General features: G+C 64.1%; 16 protein-coding genes and 1 pseudogene. 5 read left to right on the top strand and 12 right to left on the bottom strand.

What is annotated here, in order from left to right; genetic code table 11:
* Nucleotides 1-117: 117 nt before the first annotated feature.
* The 11 genes and pseudogenes from istB to pdxR all read right to left on the bottom strand — a co-directional run bounded on the left by istB (nt 118) and on the right by pdxR (nt 11850).
* Nucleotides 118-881, bottom strand: a pseudogene (istB, locus tag HT578_RS17415) (IS21-like element ISSsp5 family helper ATPase IstB).
* Between the two features lie 28 nt (nt 882-909).
* Nucleotides 910-1341, bottom strand: a complete 432-nt coding sequence (locus tag HT578_RS17410; RefSeq protein WP_213500873.1) for a hypothetical protein — start codon at nt 1339-1341, stop codon at nt 910-912.
* Between the two features lies 1 nt (nt 1342).
* The gene (gene istA, locus HT578_RS17405; RefSeq protein WP_213500872.1) at nt 1343-2383 is read right to left on the bottom strand and encodes an IS21 family transposase; all 1041 of its coding nucleotides are present in this window, start codon (nt 2381-2383) and stop codon (nt 1343-1345) included.
* 41 nt (nt 2384-2424) lie between these two features.
* Complete coding sequence (locus tag HT578_RS17400; protein ID WP_213500871.1) at nt 2425-2682, bottom strand: hypothetical protein; 258 nt, start codon at nt 2680-2682, stop codon at nt 2425-2427.
* Between the two features lie 163 nt (nt 2683-2845).
* Nucleotides 2846-3121, bottom strand: coding sequence for a hypothetical protein (locus HT578_RS17395; RefSeq protein WP_213500870.1), 276 nt, complete (start codon nt 3119-3121; stop codon nt 2846-2848).
* 222 nt (nt 3122-3343) lie between these two features.
* Nucleotides 3344-3766, bottom strand: a complete 423-nt coding sequence (locus HT578_RS17390) for a hypothetical protein (protein WP_213500869.1) — start codon at nt 3764-3766, stop codon at nt 3344-3346.
* Nucleotides 3763-4617 (bottom strand): ParA family protein, encoded by an 855-nt coding sequence (locus tag HT578_RS17385; protein WP_213500868.1) that lies wholly within the window; start codon nt 4615-4617, stop codon nt 3763-3765. The genes HT578_RS17390 and HT578_RS17385 overlap by 4 nt, the downstream gene beginning before the upstream one ends.
* Nucleotides 4618-5204: 587 nt before the next feature.
* Nucleotides 5205-6158, bottom strand: coding sequence for an alpha/beta hydrolase (locus HT578_RS17380; protein WP_213500867.1), 954 nt, complete (start codon nt 6156-6158; stop codon nt 5205-5207).
* Between the two features lie 101 nt (nt 6159-6259).
* The gene (locus HT578_RS17375; RefSeq protein WP_213500866.1) at nt 6260-8416 is read right to left on the bottom strand and encodes a TonB-dependent receptor; all 2157 of its coding nucleotides are present in this window, start codon (nt 8414-8416) and stop codon (nt 6260-6262) included.
* A gap of 149 nt (nt 8417-8565) precedes the next feature.
* Nucleotides 8566-10251: an amidohydrolase gene (locus tag HT578_RS17370; RefSeq protein WP_213500865.1), complete on the bottom strand. Its 1686-nt coding sequence runs from the start codon at nt 10249-10251 to the stop codon at nt 8566-8568.
* Nucleotides 10252-10362: 111 nt separating this feature from the next.
* Nucleotides 10363-11850, bottom strand: coding sequence for a MocR-like pyridoxine biosynthesis transcription factor PdxR (gene pdxR, locus HT578_RS17365; protein WP_213500864.1), 1488 nt, complete (start codon nt 11848-11850; stop codon nt 10363-10365).
* A gap of 184 nt (nt 11851-12034) precedes the next feature.
* Here pdxR and HT578_RS17360 point away from each other — a divergent pair, with 184 nt between their 5' ends.
* From HT578_RS17360 to HT578_RS17340, 5 genes are all read left to right on the top strand, one after another.
* On the top strand, nt 12035-12673 hold the full coding sequence (locus HT578_RS17360; protein ID WP_213500863.1) for an FMN-binding negative transcriptional regulator: 639 nt from the start codon (nt 12035-12037) through the stop codon (nt 12671-12673).
* A gap of 24 nt (nt 12674-12697) precedes the next feature.
* A complete protein-coding gene (locus HT578_RS17355) occupies nt 12698-13855 on the top strand; it encodes a PepSY-associated TM helix domain-containing protein (protein WP_213500862.1) in 1158 nt (385 codons plus the stop codon).
* Nucleotides 13852-17064, top strand: a complete 3213-nt coding sequence (locus HT578_RS17350) for an amidohydrolase family protein (RefSeq protein WP_213500861.1) — start codon at nt 13852-13854, stop codon at nt 17062-17064. The genes HT578_RS17355 and HT578_RS17350 overlap by 4 nt, the downstream gene beginning before the upstream one ends.
* Before the next feature lie 249 nt (nt 17065-17313).
* Entirely contained in the window at nt 17314-18453 is a 1140-nt protein-coding gene (locus HT578_RS17345) for a serine hydrolase domain-containing protein (protein WP_213500860.1), read from the top strand.
* A gap of 115 nt (nt 18454-18568) precedes the next feature.
* Nucleotides 18569-19759 carry an ROK family transcriptional regulator gene (locus HT578_RS17340; protein WP_213500859.1) on the top strand — a complete coding sequence of 397 codons (1191 nt, stop codon included), beginning with the start codon at nt 18569-18571 and terminating at the stop codon, nt 19757-19759.
* Between the two features lie 18 nt (nt 19760-19777).
* On the opposite strand, the gene HT578_RS17335 is transcribed toward HT578_RS17340, so the two are convergent.
* Entirely contained in the window at nt 19778-20254 is a 477-nt protein-coding gene (locus tag HT578_RS17335; protein ID WP_039388737.1) for an Lrp/AsnC family transcriptional regulator, read from the bottom strand.
* Nucleotides 20255-20443 lie beyond the last annotated feature (189 nt).

Below are 20443 nucleotides of genomic sequence, written 5' to 3'. Positions count from 1 at the left end.
CGGCGGAGCAAAAGTCGGCCATGGGGCGGCGTAAAACCAGGCCATCGTGTTACACGCCGGGGGGAGTGGCGTGAGGGCGTAGCCCGAGGGCCACTCCCCCCGGCATTGGCTTGCTTTTCAGGGTCTGATTTTGGCCTTGCGGGCCCGGCTGTGAGCGAGGCGATAGCTTTCGCCGTTCATCTCGAGGATGCTGACGTGATGGGTCAGGCGATCGAGGAGCGCGCCTGTGAGACGCTCGGATCCGAAGGTTTCGGTCCATTCGTCGAAGGGCAGGTTGCTGGTGATCAAGGTGGAGCCGCGTTCGTAACGCTGGGAGATCAGCTCGAACAGCAGTTCGGCGCCGGTCTTGGAGAGCGGTACGAAGCCCAGTTCGTCGATGATGAGCAGTTTGTATCCGACCATCTGCTTCTGGAAGCGCAGGAGACGCCGCTCGTCGCGCGCCTCCATCATTTCGCTGACCAGCGCCGCCGCAGTGGTGAAGCCCACCGACAGCCCTTTCTGGCATGCTGCCAGTCCGAGCTAACGCTACGTGCGTCTTTCCGGTGCCCGATGGCCCCAGAGCGATGGCGTTCTCACGCCGCTCGATCCACTCGCAGCGCGCCATCTCGAGCACCTGCATCTTGTTGAGCCTGGGGATGACGGTGAAGTCGAAGCTGTCGAGGCTTTTGACGGCGGGGAAGCGCGCGGCCTTGATGCGCCGCTCGACCATACGACGCTCCCTGTCGATCATCTCCATCTCGACAAGGCGGGCGAGGAAGCGGATATGATCGACGCCTTCAGCGGCACATTGCCGGGCGAGCTTGTGGTGCTCGCAGGCACGTAGGCAGCTTGAGTGCCTTGAGATTGTGAGCGAGAAGAAGCTCCGGGGTCTGATCGCTCATGCGGCCTCCTGCTGGTCGGAGAGCAGGCTCAGATAGGCTCTGGCAAAGGTCTTCTCGACCGTTGTGCGTGGCAGGAAGGGATAGACGTCGAGTCCAGCACGGGCGGTACGCGTTCGACCCGGCACAGGGCGAGGTGCTTGACGGCATCGAAGCCGATGGCGCCAAGATCAATGGCCTGTTCCACCGCCGCACGGAGATCGGCGAGGGTGAACGTTTCCAACAGGCGCAGCACCTGTACATATTCACGCCTGCCATGCTTGTGCATGCGGCCTTCCATCAACCGCTGCAGTGTCGTGAACGCTTCGGGCAAATCCCAGCCCTGCAAAGGCGCGGCACGGTCGAATGCGTTGATCTTCTGCTCGATCAGCGGGAGATAGTGGAGCGGGTCGAAGATAACCTCCTCGCGGGCATAACAACGAGGATGACGGGCGATGACTTCGCTGCGGCAGCCGACCACCACCTCATCGACATAGGCCCTGATCCAGACCTCCTGATGGCCCCGGCCACCGGAACCGAATAATCGTTGGTCCTGTAGCGCACGGGGATTGCGAGGAGACCCGCCCGCTCGTCTGATCGCAGGCCTCGAAGGGTGTAGCGGGCAGAGGCTGCATGGCTGCCAGATCGCGTTGCAAGCGCTCACCGATCGTCTCGCTCTGTCCGCGCACCTTGTCCTGCTGGCGCTTGCGGCATTGCTCCTCCAGCCATAGGTTGAAGGCCTCCCAGGTCGGGAACTTCGGGATCGGCACCATGAAATTGCGGCGGCAGTAACCAACCAGCCCTTCCACATTGCCTTTCTCGTTCCCCTTGCCCGGGCGGGCATAGCGGTCGCGGATCACGTAATGCGACAGGAAAGCGCTGAACAGCGTGGCACGCTTACGCGTGCCGTCTGGCAGGATCTTCGCCACAAGGCGGCGATCGTTGTCATAGACGATCGAGCGCGGCACCGCGCCAGAAGAACGCGAAGGCATGAACGTGTCCGTCCACCGGGCCTCCGCCACCGCCGCCGGATAGGCCCGCACATAGCAGGCATCACTGTGCGGCAGATCGAGTGCGAAGAAGTAGGCCTTCTGCTGCACCCCGCCGATCTCCACCAGCGCTTCCCCGAAATCGGCCTGCGCATCCCCCGCCGGGTGGGCCAGCGGCACGAACATCTCCCGGCTGCGTTGCTCACGCTCGCGGATGTAATCCTTGATGATCGTATAGCCGCCGGTGAAACCATGCTCGGCGCGCAAGCGGTCGAATACCCGCTTCGCCGTATGGCGCTGTTTGCGCGGGACGCAGCGGTCCCCTTCAAGCCATCCATCAATGATCGCCACAAACCCGTCCAGCTTCGGACGCTGCGGGACAGATTGACGCCGGTAACCCGGTGGCGATGAAAACGACAGCATCTTGCGCACCGTGTCGCGCGACACATTGAAACGCTTCGCCGCCGCCCGCTGGCTCATGCCATCCGCGCAAGCCAAACGGACCTGAAGATAAAGTTCCACGCTGTAGATCCCCACACCTCCCTGACTTGGCAGAAAGGCTTCAAGGTGGACGACTTTTACGCCGCCCGCAGCAGGACTATCCCGCCGCTAGCGTGGTCGAATATTGCTCCGCCGTTCTCACCTGAGACTTGGGAGAATGTGTCTCCATCAAATTGGAAGTGCTCTGGGCGTTCCCAAGTTGCCTCTATTCCATGCGGCGTATCGCGCAGCTCGAAACGGAAAATTGTGGTTTGATCGACCTCAAGATCCCAGATGCCCGCAGGATTGGGGAGGACGGCAGCAGCTGCCAAACCGAGCAACAGAAAAGCGTTCATAGCAGCGATGGTGCCACAATGTACTGACGGCTGCTATGGGGCGTGTGCTGAAATTCTGCGCTGCGCCCTCGTCGGCCGTTCGAGGTGCGATTTAATGCGCCAGGGAGTAGACCTTCGGTTTTGTTGGGTGTGACAGTTGGCGAAGGGACGCATTTAGGAGGGGTCAGCTCAGCCCTTCCTGCCGCTCATAGGAAGCGGTGATGAACAGGGCAATCACTGTCATGCCGAGCCACGTCAGGCCCGCAAGCAGTTTTTCGCCGTGCCAGGAAACGTAAACCAAGAAGATTAGTAGAAGGGCTGATCCCAGAGCCAATCGACAATAGGATCGGCGCGGCCGCTGCAACCGGGTTTCGACCAGCCAAAACAGCGCGGAGGTAAAGATTAAAATTGCTCCGGCAATTGCAGACCGGATCGAAAACCCCGCGATCATAAAAAACATTACGGCTAGCCAGAGCTCAGGCGCCCATCTCTTCCACTCGGCTTTCGTGCGGTTCATCGGGTTATGATTGCACTGTTCCCTTATATTCGCAATCATTCCGATATTCGAGAAGCCGCAGGGCAGTCAGGCGCCCAATTCTGTCATTCGCACGGCCCTCGCGTCATTCTGTAAGCAGTCGCTCTTTTCGGTGGTGCCTCGCGCCTCCAATCGCTGGACATCCGATCAGTCGGCGCGGAAGGCGTCACCTTTGGTCGCTCGGGCCATGGATAGTTCGACGATACGCTCCAGGATACGTCCGTCGTCCTTCCACTTCATAACTAGCTTCCCAGGGTCCATGCCATACTCTGCGACCACGTCGAGCAGGCGATCATGATCGAGTTCGGCCAGACCTGCCCTAAGTGCAGCCTCGCTTTCCCGTGCGAGCGCCACGGGATCTAGGACTGCCGGTGGACGCCTCCCTCGATGGCCCGTCGGTCCACCGCCAGTGGGCGCCTCCTTGTTCATCGACTTGCGCACGGGCTTTTTTGCCGGAGCCTTTCTGATGTCACCCAGAAGACTCTCAAGCTGGGCCGCGAACTCGGGATTGCGGTCAGCCTCGCTGGCGATGAGTGTCGCTATTTGCGTCAATCGTGCCTTAAGCTTCATAGATCCTCCAGCGTCTCAATGAGTTCCGCAGCGAGATCAATGTATCTCTCAGCCAGATCTCCATAGCCGTACTTCTGTTTGAGCGTCCTTTCGCTTGGCTGGTTTTCGGCGGCTGCCGCGATCTGGTTCGCTTGGCGGATGACGGTGTCGAACACGGGAGGATCGCCACGACCTCGGAGGTCGCGCGAGACGTTGTAATGGATCGTACTGTTCTCTTGATACTTAGTGATCACGATTCCAAGGGGTTCGATGTCCTCGCCGACGTCTTTGGAGAAGTTTCCAACGCGCTTCACGATCTGTGGGATGCCGTAAGTCGACAGAACGTCTGGCACGGTGGGGATGATATAGCCCTCCGAAATGCGAAGGCCGTTGAGCGTAATTATACCGAGGTTCGGCGGGCAGTCGATCAGGACAACATCATAGTTATCTAGGATCGGCTTTACCGCCAGGCGGAGCAGGTCGATCGGAGTCTGGGCATAGAACTGCCCAGAAGGTGCGCTAGCAAGCCGATCCTGGACGTCGATTAAATCCAAGCTCGATGGAAGGAGGTCGATCGAGTTCGCACCCTTTACGTCGGAGACACCCTTCTGGAGGGTCTTATCAAGATCGAAGGTTCGGTTCGTCGGATCCAGCGCATCTTTGAACAGCGTGGCAAGCGTGTGGCCCTTCTTGTTTAGAGACTTCCACTTTTTCTCCCCGATTAGCATGGTGGTGGCATTCGTCTGTGGATCGAGATCGATTACCAAAACCTTCTTTCCGTGCTGAGAAGACAGCGTCTCGGCCAAGGCGACTGTCGTGGTGGTTTTTGCTACCCCGCCCTTCAAATTTATCAACGAGACGATACGCGCCATAGGAATTTTCCTTCTTCGTAGCCAAGCTCTAACTGGACCGACCCTGAAGACGGGGCCAGCCTTGAGTTCGACCAGCGGTTGGGGAAAGTCTCGATAGCGAGTTCGCCAATTGGCAACGGCCTGTCGTGAGACGCCAGCCATGGTGGCGATCTCATTAAGTCCAACAAGCTCCGGCTCATTCTGTCGAATCAATCTAGCAAACCCTGTGAACGCTGATCACAAGACATGTTTACAGCGATCACAAAGGAAGTCAAATATCCTTGTGCGAGGAAGAGTTAAAGCGGCAGCGGCCAACTTGGATCGAGCGCTGGTAGACCTCTGTCAGAGCTGAACCTTAGGGTTATTGGCCGGATCGGACGGCAAAGGGCTGAAACCCGCTGGTTCCCATCTGGTCCGGACAAGGTGCCAGCGTCAGGGGATCGAACCCGTACCCACTTCCAGGATCGCTGTTGAGATGCGTCGACCAATTCCGTCACGCTGGCAGGTCCTTTTACCCCGGCCAGGTCAAAGCGGCGATGTCGCGTTTAGCTGACTGGCTCCTCCAAACCGGCCTGTCCGCTCCCGGCCCAGGCCCGACGGTGCCAGCTCTACTTCATCTGCTTGGCGAGCCATTCCGAAGCCTCGGTTATCGCGCGGTCGGCGAGGGAGGAGGCCGCGACCGCTTCGAGAAAGCTGTGCGTCGCGCCTTGGTAGACATGGCTTTCCACGAGGTTTCCGGCTTCGGCAAGCCTCCGGGCCATGTCCAGGTTTTCGTCCAGCAGGACATCGCATTGCGCGATGCACAGCCAGGCTGGAGCGAGCCTGCCAAGATCGGCCCGGAAAGGAAGGGCGCGTGGGTCCTGAACGGCTTCCACGCCAAGATAGGTGGTCCAGAAATCGGCCATTTCCGGGCCGGTAAGCATGTAGCGTTCGCCATCGCCGTAGCGTTCGTAACTGGGCCGCTCGGCGCGATCGTAGGCCCCGTAGTTGAGGAGCATCGCGCGCGGAAGCGGCTTGCCCGCGGCGCGGCGTTCGAGCGTTCCACACAAGGCCAGGTTGGCACCGGCGCTGTCTCCGCCAAGCGCGTAGCGGACCGGGTCGAGACCGTGGGCAGGCCCTTCCTCATCGAGCCAGGCGAGAACTTCGGCGACGTCCTCGATCGCGGCGGGGAAAGGGTTTTCCGGGGCCAGCCTGTAATCGAGGCCAAGCACGGCGATCCCGGCGCGCGCGGCGTACTCGCGCATCAGCCGGTCATGGGTGTCGATGCTGAAGAGCGACCAGCCCCCCCCATGAAGATAGACAAGAACGGGGAGGACATCCTCCGCCACCGGCCGGTGGATGCGCACGCGCAGCGCATGGGGACCGACGTGCAGTTCCTCGCTGGCGTACATCCCAGGGCCTCCGCGACGCCAGGGTTCACGCTGCTGCTCGGCAATGGCGCGCGTCTGCGCGACCTCCATGCCCGGCCGCGATCCCAAGGCGGCCGAGGCCGCAAACATCTGCGTGAGCCAGTCCCGGATCTCGGGATCGACATCGTCGTCCTGGAAGAAGGTGGCGGGCATCGGGAGCGTCCTTGGCAGTGGAGACCGAGAAAATGGCAAGTCCCGCGCGAAGGGGCGAGGCCCGTGAGGAAACCGGCCTCGCCCCTTGGGGGACTCCTCGATCAGAAGTCGGCGGAGATCGACGCCTTGAAGGTACGGGGCTGGCCCTGGAGAACAGCGGACGAGAAGCTGTCGTAGGCCGAGGCCCAGTACTTCTTGTCGGCAATGTTATCGACGTTGAAGCGCAGGGTGACAGGGACCTCGCCCGCCGCGAAGACGTAGCGTGCGCCGGCGTTGAAGATGGTCCAGCTCGGGAGCTTGAATGTGTTCGCCACGTCGACCCACTGCTTGCCAGTGTAGGTCACGCGGCCGGTCAGGGTGAAGCCCGGCAGCGGCGTGTCCCATTCGACATTGGCGTTCGCGGTCCAGTCGGGCACGCCCTTGGGCGTGGTTCCGGCGCTGGGATCGGTGGATTCCAGCAGCTTGGCGTCCACGTGGCTAACGCCCGAGATCAGACGCAAGCCGGGCAGGATTTCGCCGTTGAGAGTGAACTCCACGCCCTGGTTGCGCTGCGTTCCGGCGATCGCATAGACCAGCGTATCGACGTCGGTGTAGCCGTAGGGCTTGTCGATCTGGTACCAGGCTAGGCTGGCGAACATCGCTCCGATCTGCAGCTTGCCGCCCACTTCGTACTGGGTCGAGACATAGGGCGGGAAGACCTCGCCGAAGTTGCTGGCGCCGAACCCGGCGGTCGGCCCCTGCTGCAGCGATTCGATCCGGTTGGCATAGAACGAAAGACCCGCGACCGGCTTCACCACGACACCGGCGACCGGGGTGATCTTGTTGAGCTCCTGGGTCCCGGTGAGCTCGCCGCCGAAGGCCGAGTAGCTCTTCGTTTCCAGCTTCTGGAGGCGCAGCCCTCCGGTCACGAGAATGCGGTCGTCCCAGAAACCCACCGTGTCCGAGGCGAAGGTCGAGAAGGTGTTGATCTTCGAAATGGGATAGGGATCGTCGAGGTCGCCGCCGACATAGACCGAATCCGGAAGGTCGATCTGCACGGCATCATAGTAGTTGCTGGCGACGCCCGTGAAGTCGGTGCCGTAGCGGAAATCGTAGGCGTTGCGGTTGACCTGCCAGCTGGCATTGGCGCCGATCACGATCTCCTGGGTAATCGCACTGCCCAGCGTGACGCGCGCGCCGGTTTCGACCGCTTCGTTGTTGTCGGTGCGCGGGACGTAAAGCGCGGTCAGGTAGCCGTCGCCGGTCTGGGCGTCGTAGAGGTTGAAGCCGCCGTAGATGCCCTCTTCCGAACCGTCACGAGCACCGGCCTTGACCCACATCGTGGCGTTGGGCGCAAAGTCGTACTCGAAATTGAAGACGCCAAAGACGTCGCGCAGGTCGGTATAGGTGTAGTCCTGAGCGAAGTTGTAACTGGCCGAGGGAATCTCGGGCAGTTCGCTGGTCGACAGCGTGAGTTTCGGGCGCAGGTGATCGACGCGCACCTTCTGGTAGGCGACATCGAGGCTCATGCGCACAGGGCCTGAATCCCAGTCGAGGCCGACGCCCAGGACCTGGGTCTTGCGGTCCTCGCGGTCGATGCCGGTCTCGCCGTCCTGGTAGTTGCCGTTGATGCGGATGCCGAAGTTGCCGAAGCGGCGCGAGACGTCGAAGCTGCCGCCGAAATGCGCGTCCGAGGTGTAGCCCAGGGTCACCCGGTTGAGGTTCTGGTCACCTGCATGCTTGAGCAGCAGGTTGACGCTGCCGCCCAGCCCCGAACCGCCCGGCGCGGCGCCATTGAGGAAGGCCGAGGAGCCGTTGAGGACCTGCACCTGTTCGAAGAGTTCGGGCGCGATCAGCTGGCGCGGGGTGATGCCGTACAGGCCGTTGAGGCCCACATCGTCGCCGTAGAGTTCGAAGCCGCGAATGATGAAGCTCTCGGCCGCGTTGCCGTAGCCGTACGTGGTACGCACGGTGGGATCATTCTCGAGCACTTCGCCCAGCGAGCGCGGCTGCTGGTTGAGGATCAAGGTCTCGTCGAAGCTGCGCACGTTGAAAGGCAGGTCCTCGGCCGCCTTGTCGCCCAGGACACCGGCAGAGCCGCCGTTGCCAACGTGCGTGGCGTTCTCACGCTGCGCGGTGACGACGATTTCCTGCGTCGTCCGGCTGTCCTGCGCGAAGGCGGGCGTGGTGAGCGCGGCAAGCCCGGCCGCAAGGACGAGCGAGCTGGCGCTGGCACGGCTCGTGCGGCTCAGGCGAAGGCGCGTGGATTTGGTCGGCATTGTTTGATCCCTCACTAAGAGCACCCCCCTAAGGTGCAAACTGGTTATGCCCGGGACATGCCCCTGAAGTCCCGTTGTATTGCGAAGAGTGCGGCTCCTCTAGTCCCTGCAAAACATCCAATTCTACGTACTTCAAGGGGCCAATCCCCTCAGCCGTAGACCTGACGGCCCTCCAGCCAGGTGCCAAGGACCCTTGCCGTGTCGAGCTTTTCCAGGGGCATCGTGGTCAGATCGCTATCCCAGACCACGAAATCGGCGAGCCGCCCGGGGGCGAGAGACCCGGTGTCCTGTTCACTGCCACCGGCCCAGGCTGCTCCCTTGCCATAGCACAGGAGGGCATCGTGGATGCCCATCCGCTGGCGTGGGAACCAGCCATCGGGATTCTTGCCGTCGAGCGTTTCGCGAAGGGTTGCCGCTTTCAGGCCGGTCAAGGGGTCCAGCGGAGCCACGGGCCAGTCCGAGCCGAAACACACCTGCGCCCCGCTCGCGAGCAGCGATTGAAAGGCATAGGTCGTCTCGAGGCGCTTCGTACCGATCCGGCGCCCCGCCCAGCGGCCATCGTCGATGGCGTGGTAGGGCTGAACCGACGCGATGACACCCTGTTCGGCAAAACGTCCAATGGCGCCGGGCGAAAGGTGCTGGGCGTGTTCGATGCGGCTGCGCCGGTCGCGCGGACCATTCGCCGCGGCGGTATCGGCCAGCATCGCGAGGACGATGTCGTTCGCTTCATCGCCGATGGCATGGGCGGACAACTGGAAGCCGGCCTTGTCCGCCTCGCGCGCCCAGCGGCGCATATCCGCCTCGTCGGTGACGGTGATGCCCCGGGTCGAGGGATCATCGAAATAGGGGGCGTAGAACAGCGCGGTGCGCGATCCGAGCGAGCCGTCGAAGACAACCTTGCAGCCGCCCCAGCGTACCAGCCTATCGCCGCGCCCTTCCTCGGCGACGATTGCGGCGAGCTTTTCCCAATCGGAGAGCGGGGTCATGGCATAGAAGCGCATGTCGAGCCCACCTGCGGCCTTCATGCGCCGGGCCGAATGGAACGTGTCCCAGCTGATGCCAGGCTCGTGAACCTGGGTGATGCCTTTCGAGAGACCGAGCGCGATACCCTTGCGGTTGGCCGCGTCGATGGCGGCCTCGGTGGGAACAGGGATGCGCGCGAGCACGAAGTCCTTGGCCGCGTCCTTGAACACGCCGGTGAGACGACCTGTCGCATCCCGTACGACGACGCCGCCCGGAATGTCAGCCATGCCATCGGCAATACCGATCGCCTGGAGCGCGGCGCTGTTCATCAGGACCATGTGCAAGTCATAGCGAACGACCGCGACGGGTGTATGCGGCGTGACGGCATCGATCCAGTCCCGCGTCGGCAGTTCGCCGCCCCAGCCATCGTTGTCCCAGTTGCCCCCCTGGAGCCATTGTCCAGGCGCCGCGTCCTCTGCAGCCCGGGCCAGGACCGCGGTGAAGGCGTCGCGGCTGCGCGCGGTGCGCAGCGATGGCTGGTCGAGGGTGCCGGAGGCGAGCGTGAAGTGGACATGGCCGTCGGTCAGCCCGGGGGTGACCAACGCGCCTTCGAGGTTGATCCACCGGGTCCGGGGACTGGCAAGGCTCTGTGCCGCCTCGCGGCCGAGAGCGGCCACGCGTCCGTTCACGACGCCCAGGGCATCGGTGAAGACCCGGCGCCCTTCCCCGGTCCAGATGCGTGCGTTGGTGAAAATCGTGTCGACAGGTTCGCTTGCGGCAAAAGCGGCCTGCGTCGTCCAATCCAGACCAACCGCCAAAGCCCCCGCCGTGGCCGTTCGGGCGAGGAAGGTCCGACGGTCAAATCTGGTCATCGTGGGTGCGCCCCGAATAGCTGGCCTGAATGCATTCCTGTGCAATGTGCCAGATTTCCTGGAGCCTCAAAGTTCCAATTCTTCACAAATTACAGGGTCCAGTAGGCCCCCTCAGGCCTTCGTGGCGCGGGCAAGGGCCGCAATGGCAAGCCCCGCTTCCGTGGGATCAAGACTGGCAAAGCCAAGTCGGAGCCCCTTCTCGGCGCTGCTGCGGCTCATGAAGGAGCGGTGGCTGGCAAAGCGCAGGCCCGCAGCCAGGGCCCTCTCCTCGATGGCCTCGAGATCGCCCTCGAAGCGAACCCAGAAAGCCAGTCCCCCGTCGGGCATGGTGAACTGCGCGTGGCCGGCAAGTTCGCTCTCCAGCAGTTCGGCAAAGGCGCTTCGGCGCTCGGCATAGATACGCCAGGCCTTGCGGGCATGGCGGCGCACCTCGCCGCTCTCGATCAGGTCCGCGCAGGTCTCCTCGGTGATCGTGTTGCCCATGCCATCGGTCAGCGAAACGCGGTGCGCGATGGCCTCGATGACCGGCCTGGGGGCCGCAAGATAGCCGATGCGCAGGGCCGGCAGCAGCAGTTTGGACATCGAGCCGAGATAGAGTACTTGGCTTGGTGCGTAGCCCGCCATCGGCAGAAGCGGCTGCGACTGGAAGTGGAATTCGTGGTCGTAGTCGTCCTCGATGATGGCCACCCCGAACTGGCGGGCGATGTCGAGCACCTGCAGCCGCCGCTCGGGGCGCATGGCGATTGTCGTCGGGAACTGGTGATGGGGCGTGAGGAAGACGGCGCGCACCGAATGGCGGCGGCAGGCGGCTTCCATTTCGGCGATGTCGATCCCGTCCGCGTCGATGCCGACGGGAATGACTTTGCCGCCAAGTGCGCGGATCGCCGCGACCGCGGGCTCGTAGGTCAGCTCCTCGACGATCACGGCATCGCCGGGATGGATCAGGACCTGGAGGGCGAGGAAGAGGCCATTCTGGCTGCCGCGGGTGATGCAGATGTTGTCGGCAGTGAAGTTCAGCCCGCGCTGCGAGCGTAGCATGTCAGCAATCTGTTCGCGCAGGCGCTCGGTCCCGCGCGGGTCGCGGTACTGCAGACGGTTCGCCCGCGAGGCCCGCTGGACGGCGGAGCGATAGGCCCGGGCAAGCTGATCGGCGGGAAAGAGCCGGCCATCGGGGGCACCTTCGTCAAGCTTGATCCCCACCCCGCCGGGCAGTGCAAGCGGGCGTTCGGGCGGCGCGCTGAAGCGGTACTGAGGTTCATCGTCGAGTGGGACGCCCCTGGTAGCGGGATCGCTCCTGGCCAGACCGGCGGCATCGAACGGGCCAAGCGACTTGGGCAGCGAGCGCGAGACGACCGTTCCGCGCGTTCCCTCGGTGGAAAGCCAGCCTTGCGCAATGAGGTCCTCATAGGCGAGGACGACGGTCTTGCGGTTGACGCCAAGAGCGCTGGCGAGTTCCCGGCTGCTGGGCAGGAACGTGCCCGAGGTGAGCCGGCCCGTCTCGATGTCGCGGATCAGCGCATGGATGATCTGCATGTACATGGGCGTGTTGCGTCCGGCGTCGATCTGCGCGCCGAGCGATATCTGCCAGTGTCGTAACATGGCTTGGTACCTTCGCAGCGTGGAAAGGGCGTGGGAGGCCGTTTCGGATTGGACCATGTTATTAACGCCAATTGGTACTTGTCCAGGGACCATGCGCTCGCGATCATCCTGCCAACTCGAAGCCACCCCAAGGAGATCCGGCGCGCGTTCGCCAGGGTCGGATCGCCACCAGCCGGAGCGCGTCATGCTGAACCCCAAGTTTGCCCGTTATGGGAGCGAGGACGTGCGCCGCCTCATTGCCGACTATCCGCTGGCCTGGGTGGTTTCACCCGGAGCGCCCGTCGCGACCGCGACCGTGCTGCCCCTTCTCGGGCGCTACGACGCGGATGGACGCCTTGTCGGGCTTGTCGGGCACATGTCGCGCCGCCGTGAACTCCACGCCCTGCTGCAAGCCGATCCGCAGGCCCATTTCCTGTTCACAGGGCCCCAGGGCTATGTCTCGCCCGAACACAGTGGGCGGCGCAGCTGGGGGCCGACCTGGAACTACGCGACGCTCCAGATCGAGGGCGAGGTGCATTTCGACGAGGCGCTCTCGGGACCGGCGATCACGCAGCTTGTCGACCACTGCGAAGGCGGTCGCAGCGCACCGTGGGCCCAGGACGAACTGGGCGCGCGCTACGAGGCGATGCTGGGCGCCATCATCGGTTTCGAAGTGACGGTGACCGGGCTCGACGCAACATTCAAATTGGCGCAGGACGAGGATGACGAGGTGTTAGAAAATCTTGCCAGCGGCCATCCGGATCCGGCGCTGCGCGATTGGATCCGCAGCCTCAATGCCGCGCGTCTGGGGCCAGACGGCGTCTTGGGCAAGGGCCGGGAATAAGGAGGTTTCGTGGGGGCGAAGCGCATGACAGCACGAGACTTCTGGATGGCGGTGCACCGCTATTCCGGCCTTGCGATACTGGCCTTTCTCGGCTTTGCGGCGCTCAGCGGTTGCCTGCTTGTCTACATGCGCCCGCTCGATGCCTGGCTCAACGCCGACCTGTTTCGTGATGCGCCTGCGGCCTCGGCTCCCGACGTCGCCCCGCTCGTCGATCGCTTTGCCCGGGAGCATCCCGAGTTCACGGTGCGCTCGTTCCCTCTTGCCGTCGCGCGGGATACCCGGATCCCGGTCATGGTCTACCCGACGAAGGGCGCGCATCCGGTCGACCAGGTCTTCCTTGATCGAGTGAGCGGCGAAGTCGAAGGCCGACGCCTGACCCATCCTGCCTTCAACCGCCATGGCGCGGCCGAACTCCTGCACGATGCGCATTACACCTTGATGCTGGGCACTTATGGGCGCTGGTTCATGGGGGTGATGGCGCTGGCATGGCTGATCAGCAATATCGTCGGCGCCTACCTGACATTCCCGGCGCGCGGCACCTTCTGGAAGCAGTGGAAGCGGACCTGGCGCTTCAGTTTCAAGAGTGTCTTCTCGCGCCAGATGCTCGACCTGCACCGGGCTTCCGGGCTCTGGTTGCTGCTCCCGCTCACGGTGCTGGCTTTCACCTCGGTGTGCCTCAATTTCTTCAACGAACTCTATGCGCCCGTGGTCGAGCGCTTCGTGCCCGAACACGAGATCGCCTTGCCACAGGACGAGGGCCGCGGACCTCTGGATTTCACAGCAGCGCTCGACCAGGCGCGCCGCGTCGCAAAGGGCATGGAAGAGAGCTGGTTGCCCGCGACCGCGATCCGCGACCGCGAAGAGGATCGCATCGGTGTCACCCTCACCGACAGCGGCGTGCTCCGCTACAACGACCTCGGGCCGATCTATCTCTATTTCGACCGGGCGAGCGGAAAGCTGGCCGAAGTCATCGATCCCTATCACGGCAACACCAACCTTGCGATGTACCGCTGGCTCTATCCGCTGCACAGCGGCCACATCGCCGGGATACCGAGCGAACTGGCGATCGTGGTGCTGGGGCTCGTGGTCTTCGCGATGTGCGTGACGGGGATCTACCTGTGGTGGAAGAAGCGGCCGGGGCGCGTCGTCCAGCGCCGCGCGCGCAAGGGAGCAAGGACGTGACGCGTAGAATTGCAAGGGCGCTGCTGCTGGCCGGGGTTGGACTGGCCGCAAACCCGGTTCGGGCCGACCTGCCGATCACACCGGAGCGGGTGCTCGAGGTGCGCCCCGATCGCACGACCTGGTCCTCGCTCGATGTCTCCCCCGATGGCCATACCCTCGTCTTCGATGTCATGGGTGATCTGTACACCATGCCCGCGACAGGCGGCGCGGCGCGCCAGGTGAGCGAAGGGCTTGCCTTCGACAGCCAGCCGCGCTTCTCCCCCGACGGGCACTGGATCACCTTCACCAGCGATCGCAACGGTTCGGAGAACATCTGGATCGCGCACCCCGATGGTTCGGAGGCGCGCGTGATCTCGGATTTCGACGATGAGACGGTTATGGTCTCGCCCACCTGGAGCGCCAGCGGCGACGCCGTCTTCGCCAGCCGCTTCCGGCCGGATCTCAACAATTACGAACTCTGGCGCTTTCCCCTGAACGGCACGGCGGAACGGCTCGCGCCGGTCAAGCCCTCTCCTGATGCCCCGCGCAGCACCTGGCACTCCACGCTCGATGCCTCGGCCTCGCCGGATGGACGCTGGCTCTACTACGCGCGCCGGGTGGGCGGGCTCGAATTTGACGTTCCCACGCGCTGGACGATCCTGCGCCGCGATTTGCAGACCGGCGAAGAGGACACGATCATCGCGGGCCCTTCCGGGCGGGGAACCGGGGAAGATGCCTATTTTGCGCCACGCGTGGCGCCGGACGGCAGGCACCTGGCCTACGTGACCCGCCGGGAGGGCACGTCGATGCTGCGCCTGCGCGATCTTTCGACGGGCGAGGATCGGGCGCTTGGCACGACACAGCTCGATGCCATGCAGGCCTCCTCGTGGCAGGGCATGGTGCCGGGTATGGCATTCACCCCCGATGCCTCGGCCGTGCTTCTCAGCCGGGATGGGCGGTTCGTCCGCCAGCCCACAGATGGCAGCGCCGCACACGTCCTGACGCGCTCAATCGATGCACGCATCGCGCTGGCCCCATCCAACCGCTTTGCCATTCACGAGCCGACAGGCCCGGTCGAATCCAGGCTGGCGATGGAGCCGATGACCTCGCCCGATGGCACGCACATCGCCTTCGCCGCCCTTGGCGGGCTCTGGGTGCAGGAGATTGGTGGCGGTGCGGCACAGCGCCTGCCCATCGACCTCGACCTGCCGAGCGAGCCCGCCTGGAGCCCGGATGGCACGCGCCTTGTCTTCGTGACCTGGTCCGAAGCCGAAGGTGGAGCGGTCTGGACGTCGTCCGCCGACGGTTCGGGCGCGCGCAAGTTGGATGTGGTCCCGGCCTATTACCGGGCCCCGGTCTTCACGCCCGATGGCCGCCGGATCCTGGTCTTGCGCTCCCCGACCGACCAGCGCCGACAGAACTATTTCGAGATCGGCATGGAACGCGAAGGCGACCTTGTCGCCCTCGATCCCACGAGCGGTGCAGACAAGATCATCGCGCACGGCAACTTCGGCGGGCATGCGCAGTTCACGCAGGAGGCCGGGGCCGCCTTTTACTATACGGGGAGCGCGCTCGAGCGCGTGGATCTTGCCACGGGAGCAACTGCGCCGGTCGCCAGGGTGACCGGACCCTCATACTACTTCATGGAGGGAAATTCCCCAGTCGACGACATGCGCATCAGCCCTGACGGGACGACGCTGGCCGCGACCATCGGTGACAGGCTCTACGTCCTGCCGCGCCCGGCCGACCCCACGCACGCGGTCGACCTCACGGCAAAGGACAGTCCGGCCCGGGCGCTTGCCGGGTCGGGGGCGGACTGGTTCGAGTGGACGGGACCGCATCGGCTGGATGCAGTGCTGGGAACCAGGTGGACCCGTCATGACACCAGCGCAGGCACGCCATCTGCCGAAATGCGCCTCGTCGCCCGGCTGCCGCGGGCCAAGCCGGAAGGCTCGCTCCTCCTGCGCGGGGCAAGGGTCCTGACAATGGCGGACGGTGACCGGGTGATCGAGAATGCCGATGTCCTGGTGACGGGTGATCGCATTGCGGCCGTGGGGCCGGGCGGCACGCTCGATGTGCCCGCCGGGACCAGCGTGCGCGACGTGACCGGAAAAACGATCCTGCCCGGCTTCATCGATGTTCACGATCATATCGGCGAGATCCGCCGCACCAACTGGGCCAGCGAATCCTGGGGCCTGCGCGCACGGCTGGCCTACGGGGTGACGACCAGTTTCGATCCCTCCACACTCACGATCGACCACATGGGATACCAGGGGATGGTCGATGCCGGGCTGCTGCTGGCGCCGCGCCTGCGTTCAACGGGTACGGCGGTCTTTTCCAAGGTCCGCATAGGCTCGCTCGACGATGCCCGGCACGTGCTGGAGCGCTATTCGGACGGCTATCGCATCTCCAATCTCAAGGAGTACCGCACAGGTGATCGCGAAGTGCGCCAGTGGGTGGCGATGGCCGCGCGCGAGCAGCATCTCCTCGCCACGACCGAGGGGGCGCTCGCACTCAAGCTGGATCTGACGCAGATCCTCGATGGCTATGCGGGCAACGAGCACGCGCTGGCTGCCCCGCCCTTGGGGGACGACCTCATCGCGGTGATGAAGGCCATGGGCACAAGCTACGACACCACGCTTTCGATCACCAATTCGGGAGGCCCGGCGCTGGACTGGTTCATCGCGCACGAGGACCCCGTGGTCGATGCCAGGATCCGCCAGTACTGGCCGGGCAACGCGATCCGCCAGAGGCTTACGCTGAGCCGGACGTTCCAGCCCCTTTCGCGCGAGCGCTTCCCGGTGATCGCGCAGGACCTGGTCCGCCTTGCCAAGGCCGGCGTGCTGGTCGGCATCGGCTCGCACGGAGAAATGCCGGGGATCGGCTATCACTGGGAAATGGAAGCCCATGCGCTGGGCGGAATGAGCCCGCAGGACATACTGCACGCAGCGACGGCGGGCTCGGCGCAGACCATCGGGCGCCTGTCCGATCTGGGCACGATCGAGCCGGGCAAGCTGGCCGATCTTCTCGTGCTCGACGCCGATCCGCGCTCGGACATTGCCAAGGCGCGCGCCATCGCTTCGGTCATGCGGGGCGGCTTCCTCTATGATGCGGCGAACCTGCAGGAGATCTGGCCCCGCTCCGGCCCGGTTCCGCGGCCCTGGTTCGAGGGCATGGATACCGAGAACTGGCTGGCGACCCCGATGCCTTCGGCCCACACGCACCACTGACCCGGTTCGCGAGCCGCTCTCTTCCCTTCGGCGGGGGCGCCCCGCTCCTGTTCACTGCATGAAAGCACACCGCGCCAGGTCTTCGTAGGGGTGGATTTGCGCCTATGCTAGGCCTGCCCCCCGCGCCTTTTGCGGGGTGGATTTCGCGAGGGTCGAACCAGCATGCCAACTGCGCGCCGCACATCCCAACGCCTGATCGCCCAACGGCCCATCGCGTTCGCTCTTGCAGCGGCCCTGACACTAGCCCCCATGTCCCCGGCCGCGAGCGCGCCGGAGGAGGCCCCGCCATCTGCCAACCCGGCCCGCCAGATCACAGGCTACCCTGCCCTTTACGGGATTGCCGGCACCAAGGACCGGACAGGCCTCCCCCTGGCGGATGCCGCCACCCGCGCGCTCGCCGCCACGCGCTATTGCGCGGCCATCGACTACGCCGCGCACACCGATTCCGATGCCCTGCTGGTCTGGCGGGACGGGCAACTCGAACTCGCCCACGATTTTGCCCCGCACAACGCGAACGCACGCAGCTGGTCCGCCTCGATGGCCAAGACGCTCACCGCCGTGGCTCTTGGCATCGCCATCGAAGAAGGGGCGATCGCCTCTGTCGACACCCCGGTGTCCGAGGTCCTGACCGAGTGGGACGATACGGCCCACCGTGCAATTACCTACCGACACCTGCTCGAGATGACGAGCGGACTGGACCATCCCGCACCGGGAAGCGCGGGAGCAAGCGCGCTCGTCGGCGGCGAGGACGCGGTGGCCGCCGCCCTCGCGCTGCCGGTGGTCAACCCGCCGGGGGCCACCTTCGACTACCATACCGTCAACGTCACCTTGCTGATCGAAGCGATCCACCGGGCGAGCGCAGAGCCCTTTGCCCGCTTCGTCTCCACCCGTCTGTGGCGACCACTTGGCGCGGCCGACGCGCTGATCGCGGGCGATGCCAGCGGGCACGCCACGCCCTCCATCTACGCCCGCGCCCGTGACTGGATGCGCCTTGGCCTCCTCATCAAGGAGCGGGGAATGTGGCAAGGCAAGCGCCTCGTTCCCACCGGCTGGATCAATGCTATGACCAGGCCGAGCCCCCGCAACGCCAACTATGGCTGGCTGACCTGGCTTGGCTCTCCCGAAGGCGAGGGGCGCTCCTATGGCCCCTATGTCGCATTCCAGGCCCGCCATTCGGCCCCCTTTATCGCCAGGGACATGGTCTATCTCGACGGATTTGGCGGCCAGCGCGTCTACATCTCGCGCGAGGCGGATACGGTCATCGTGCGCACCGGCGGGATGTATGTGAACTGGGACGATGCGGCCCTGCCCAATGCCATTCTGGGCTCTGGCACGCCCTGCCCCGTCGATGCAGCATCTCAAAATAAAGATACATCCAATCTAAAATAATCATAATCAAAATAGACCAGAATACTCATTATTATCCACAATACTTCTTGCCGACAAAGACTCCTTGTGCAAAATCTAGGCAAGATAATGATCGCAATGCAGAAAGACGTTGGTCGTGTCCTCATCTGCCGTAAATAGCCGACTCCACGTCCTTAACTGCATTCGCCGTCACAAGGCCATCTCGCGTGTCGAGCTTGTCACGGAGAGCGGACTTTCGGCAGGGTCCATTTCGAACATCACCCGCGAACTCGTCGACCATGGCATCGTACGCGAGATCCGCGAACCCGCCGAAGGCCGGGGGCGTCCGCGTCTCGCGCTCTCGATCAATTCCGAAGCCGCAACGATGGCCGGCATGCTGCTCTATCCCTCCGGTTGCCTGCACGTGCAGATCACCAATCTCATGGGGGACGTCCTCGCGGAGGCAGACTATCCCCTGCCCCCCGCGCTGGCCGGAGGCGCGCTGGCCGATACCCTCGCCGAGTGCCTGCGCAGCACGGTGGCAAACCTGCGCTGGGACTTGCCGCGCCCGCATGCCGCAGGCGTCGGCTTCTTCGGAACGGTTCAGGCGGCCGCCGGCATTCTGCACTGGCTACCCCCTGCAATCCCGCAGGCGGTGCCCATACAGGACATGCTGGAGCGCCGCCTCGGCATTCCCGTCTTCATCGACAATCAGGCCAACGTGATCGCCCGCGCGGAATGCTGGCGCACCCCGGAAGAGGGCATCGGCCTTCGCCATTTCCTGCAGGTCGGCCTCGACCTCAGCCTCGCGACCACGCGTGACGGGGCCGTGCTCATGGGCGGGCGCGGAGTGAACCCGGAGTTCGGCCACATGAAGACCAGCCTGGCCGAGGGGCTCCCGTGCTGGTGCGGTGGCAGCGGCTGTCTGGGCACGGTGGCCTCGGTTGGCGGCATCGCCCTTCGCGATGCGGCAATGGCCGCCCCCTCCCACGACGAAGTCCATGCGCTCGCGGCCCATTTCCCCGAGATCGCGGATCGCGCTCGCGCCGGGGAGAACAAGGCGCGCGCCCTGTTCGAGGATGCCGGTACGGCGCTCGGCCTCTCGCTTGCCAACCTCGTCAACCTGTCCAATCCCGACGCGGTCCGGGTCATCGTCGAGGAACCGGCCTGGATCGAGCTGGCCGGTCCGGCCCTGACCCACGCCTTTTCCCAGAACCTGCTCAGCTTCCTGGGTGAAGACTTCCCCCTCTCCTTGAGCCAGGACGACCGTTCGACCCATGGCCTGGGCGCCATCGCGCTGGTGGCCGAACGCCTGTTCCAGGACGAGCCCCTGCCCGACTGGAACTGAACGCCCTTCCTCGACAACTCAGCAGTAGTCGAGCGTCAGGCTGGTCGTGCGCTTGAGCTGCTGCATGATGACGAACGTGCGCATGTTGTCGATGAGATCGCCGTCGAAGAGCTTGGCGTTCACGAACTCGCTGTACGACGCCAGATCGTGGGTGTGGACCTTGAGCATGAAGTCGATCTCGCCGGTCGTGTAGTCACACGAAACCACTTCGGGCAGCGCCTCCACCCGCTCGCGAAAGGCGCTGACGATCTCGGTCGACTGCGACCGCAGCCGCACCGAGACATAGGCCGAGATACCCAGGTTCAGCTTCTCGGGATCGAGGATCGCCGCGGTGCGCTGGATGTACCCTTCCTCGCGCAGGCGCTGGAGGCGGCGCGAGCACTGCGAGGCCGAGAGGTGGATGCGGGCACTCAGTTCGCTGGGGCCCAGTTCCCCATTCAGCTGCAGGATTTCCAGGATACGCCGATCAAAGGAATCGAGCCGCTCCTTGGCCATGGTTTCTCTCCCTTCCAGATCACGGCGCACGGGCCACAGGACGTGTGGCGCGAACGCGGCGGTTGCGCAGAACATGCATGGATACCCAACATTACGGCGATCTTGTGCATATTTCCAGAAAAACGCGCGCAATAGGCAACCCCAGCGCGCGCGCCTCCCGCTAGAAGCACGTTCTCCACCCCGCTTCAC

Source organism: Novosphingobium decolorationis, assembly GCF_018417475.1.
Lineage (GTDB): Bacteria > Pseudomonadota > Alphaproteobacteria > Sphingomonadales > Sphingomonadaceae > Novosphingobium > Novosphingobium decolorationis.
This window is presented reverse-complemented; position numbering and strand designations above follow the sequence as displayed.

Bases quoted from the DNA above. Each gene is read 5' to 3' on its own strand.
- HT578_RS17400 (WP_213500871.1), bottom strand. From the start codon at position 2,682: ATGAACGCTTTTCTGTTGCTCGGTTTGGCAGCTGCTGCCGTCCTCCCC.
- HT578_RS17395 (WP_213500870.1), bottom strand. From the start codon at position 3,121: ATGTTTTTTATGATCGCGGGGTTTTCGATCCGGTCTGCAATTGCCGGA.
- HT578_RS17390 (WP_213500869.1), bottom strand. From the start codon at position 3,766: ATGAAGCTTAAGGCACGATTGACGCAAATAGCGACACTCATCGCCAGC.
- HT578_RS17385 (WP_213500868.1), bottom strand. From the start codon at position 4,617: ATGGCGCGTATCGTCTCGTTGATAAATTTGAAGGGCGGGGTAGCAAAA.
- HT578_RS17380 (WP_213500867.1), bottom strand. From the start codon at position 6,158: ATGCCCGCCACCTTCTTCCAGGACGACGATGTCGATCCCGAGATCCGG.
- HT578_RS17375 (WP_213500866.1), bottom strand. From the start codon at position 8,416: ATGCCGACCAAATCCACGCGCCTTCGCCTGAGCCGCACGAGCCGTGCC.
- HT578_RS17370 (WP_213500865.1), bottom strand. From the start codon at position 10,251: ATGACCAGATTTGACCGTCGGACCTTCCTCGCCCGAACGGCCACGGCG.
- pdxR (WP_213500864.1), bottom strand. From the start codon at position 11,850: ATGTTACGACACTGGCAGATATCGCTCGGCGCGCAGATCGACGCCGGA.
- HT578_RS17360 (WP_213500863.1), top strand. From the start codon at position 12,035: ATGCTGAACCCCAAGTTTGCCCGTTATGGGAGCGAGGACGTGCGCCGC.
- HT578_RS17355 (WP_213500862.1), top strand. From the start codon at position 12,698: ATGACAGCACGAGACTTCTGGATGGCGGTGCACCGCTATTCCGGCCTT.
- HT578_RS17345 (WP_213500860.1), top strand. From the start codon at position 17,314: ATGTCCCCGGCCGCGAGCGCGCCGGAGGAGGCCCCGCCATCTGCCAAC.
- HT578_RS17335 (WP_039388737.1), bottom strand. From the start codon at position 20,254: ATGGCCAAGGAGCGGCTCGATTCCTTTGATCGGCGTATCCTGGAAATC.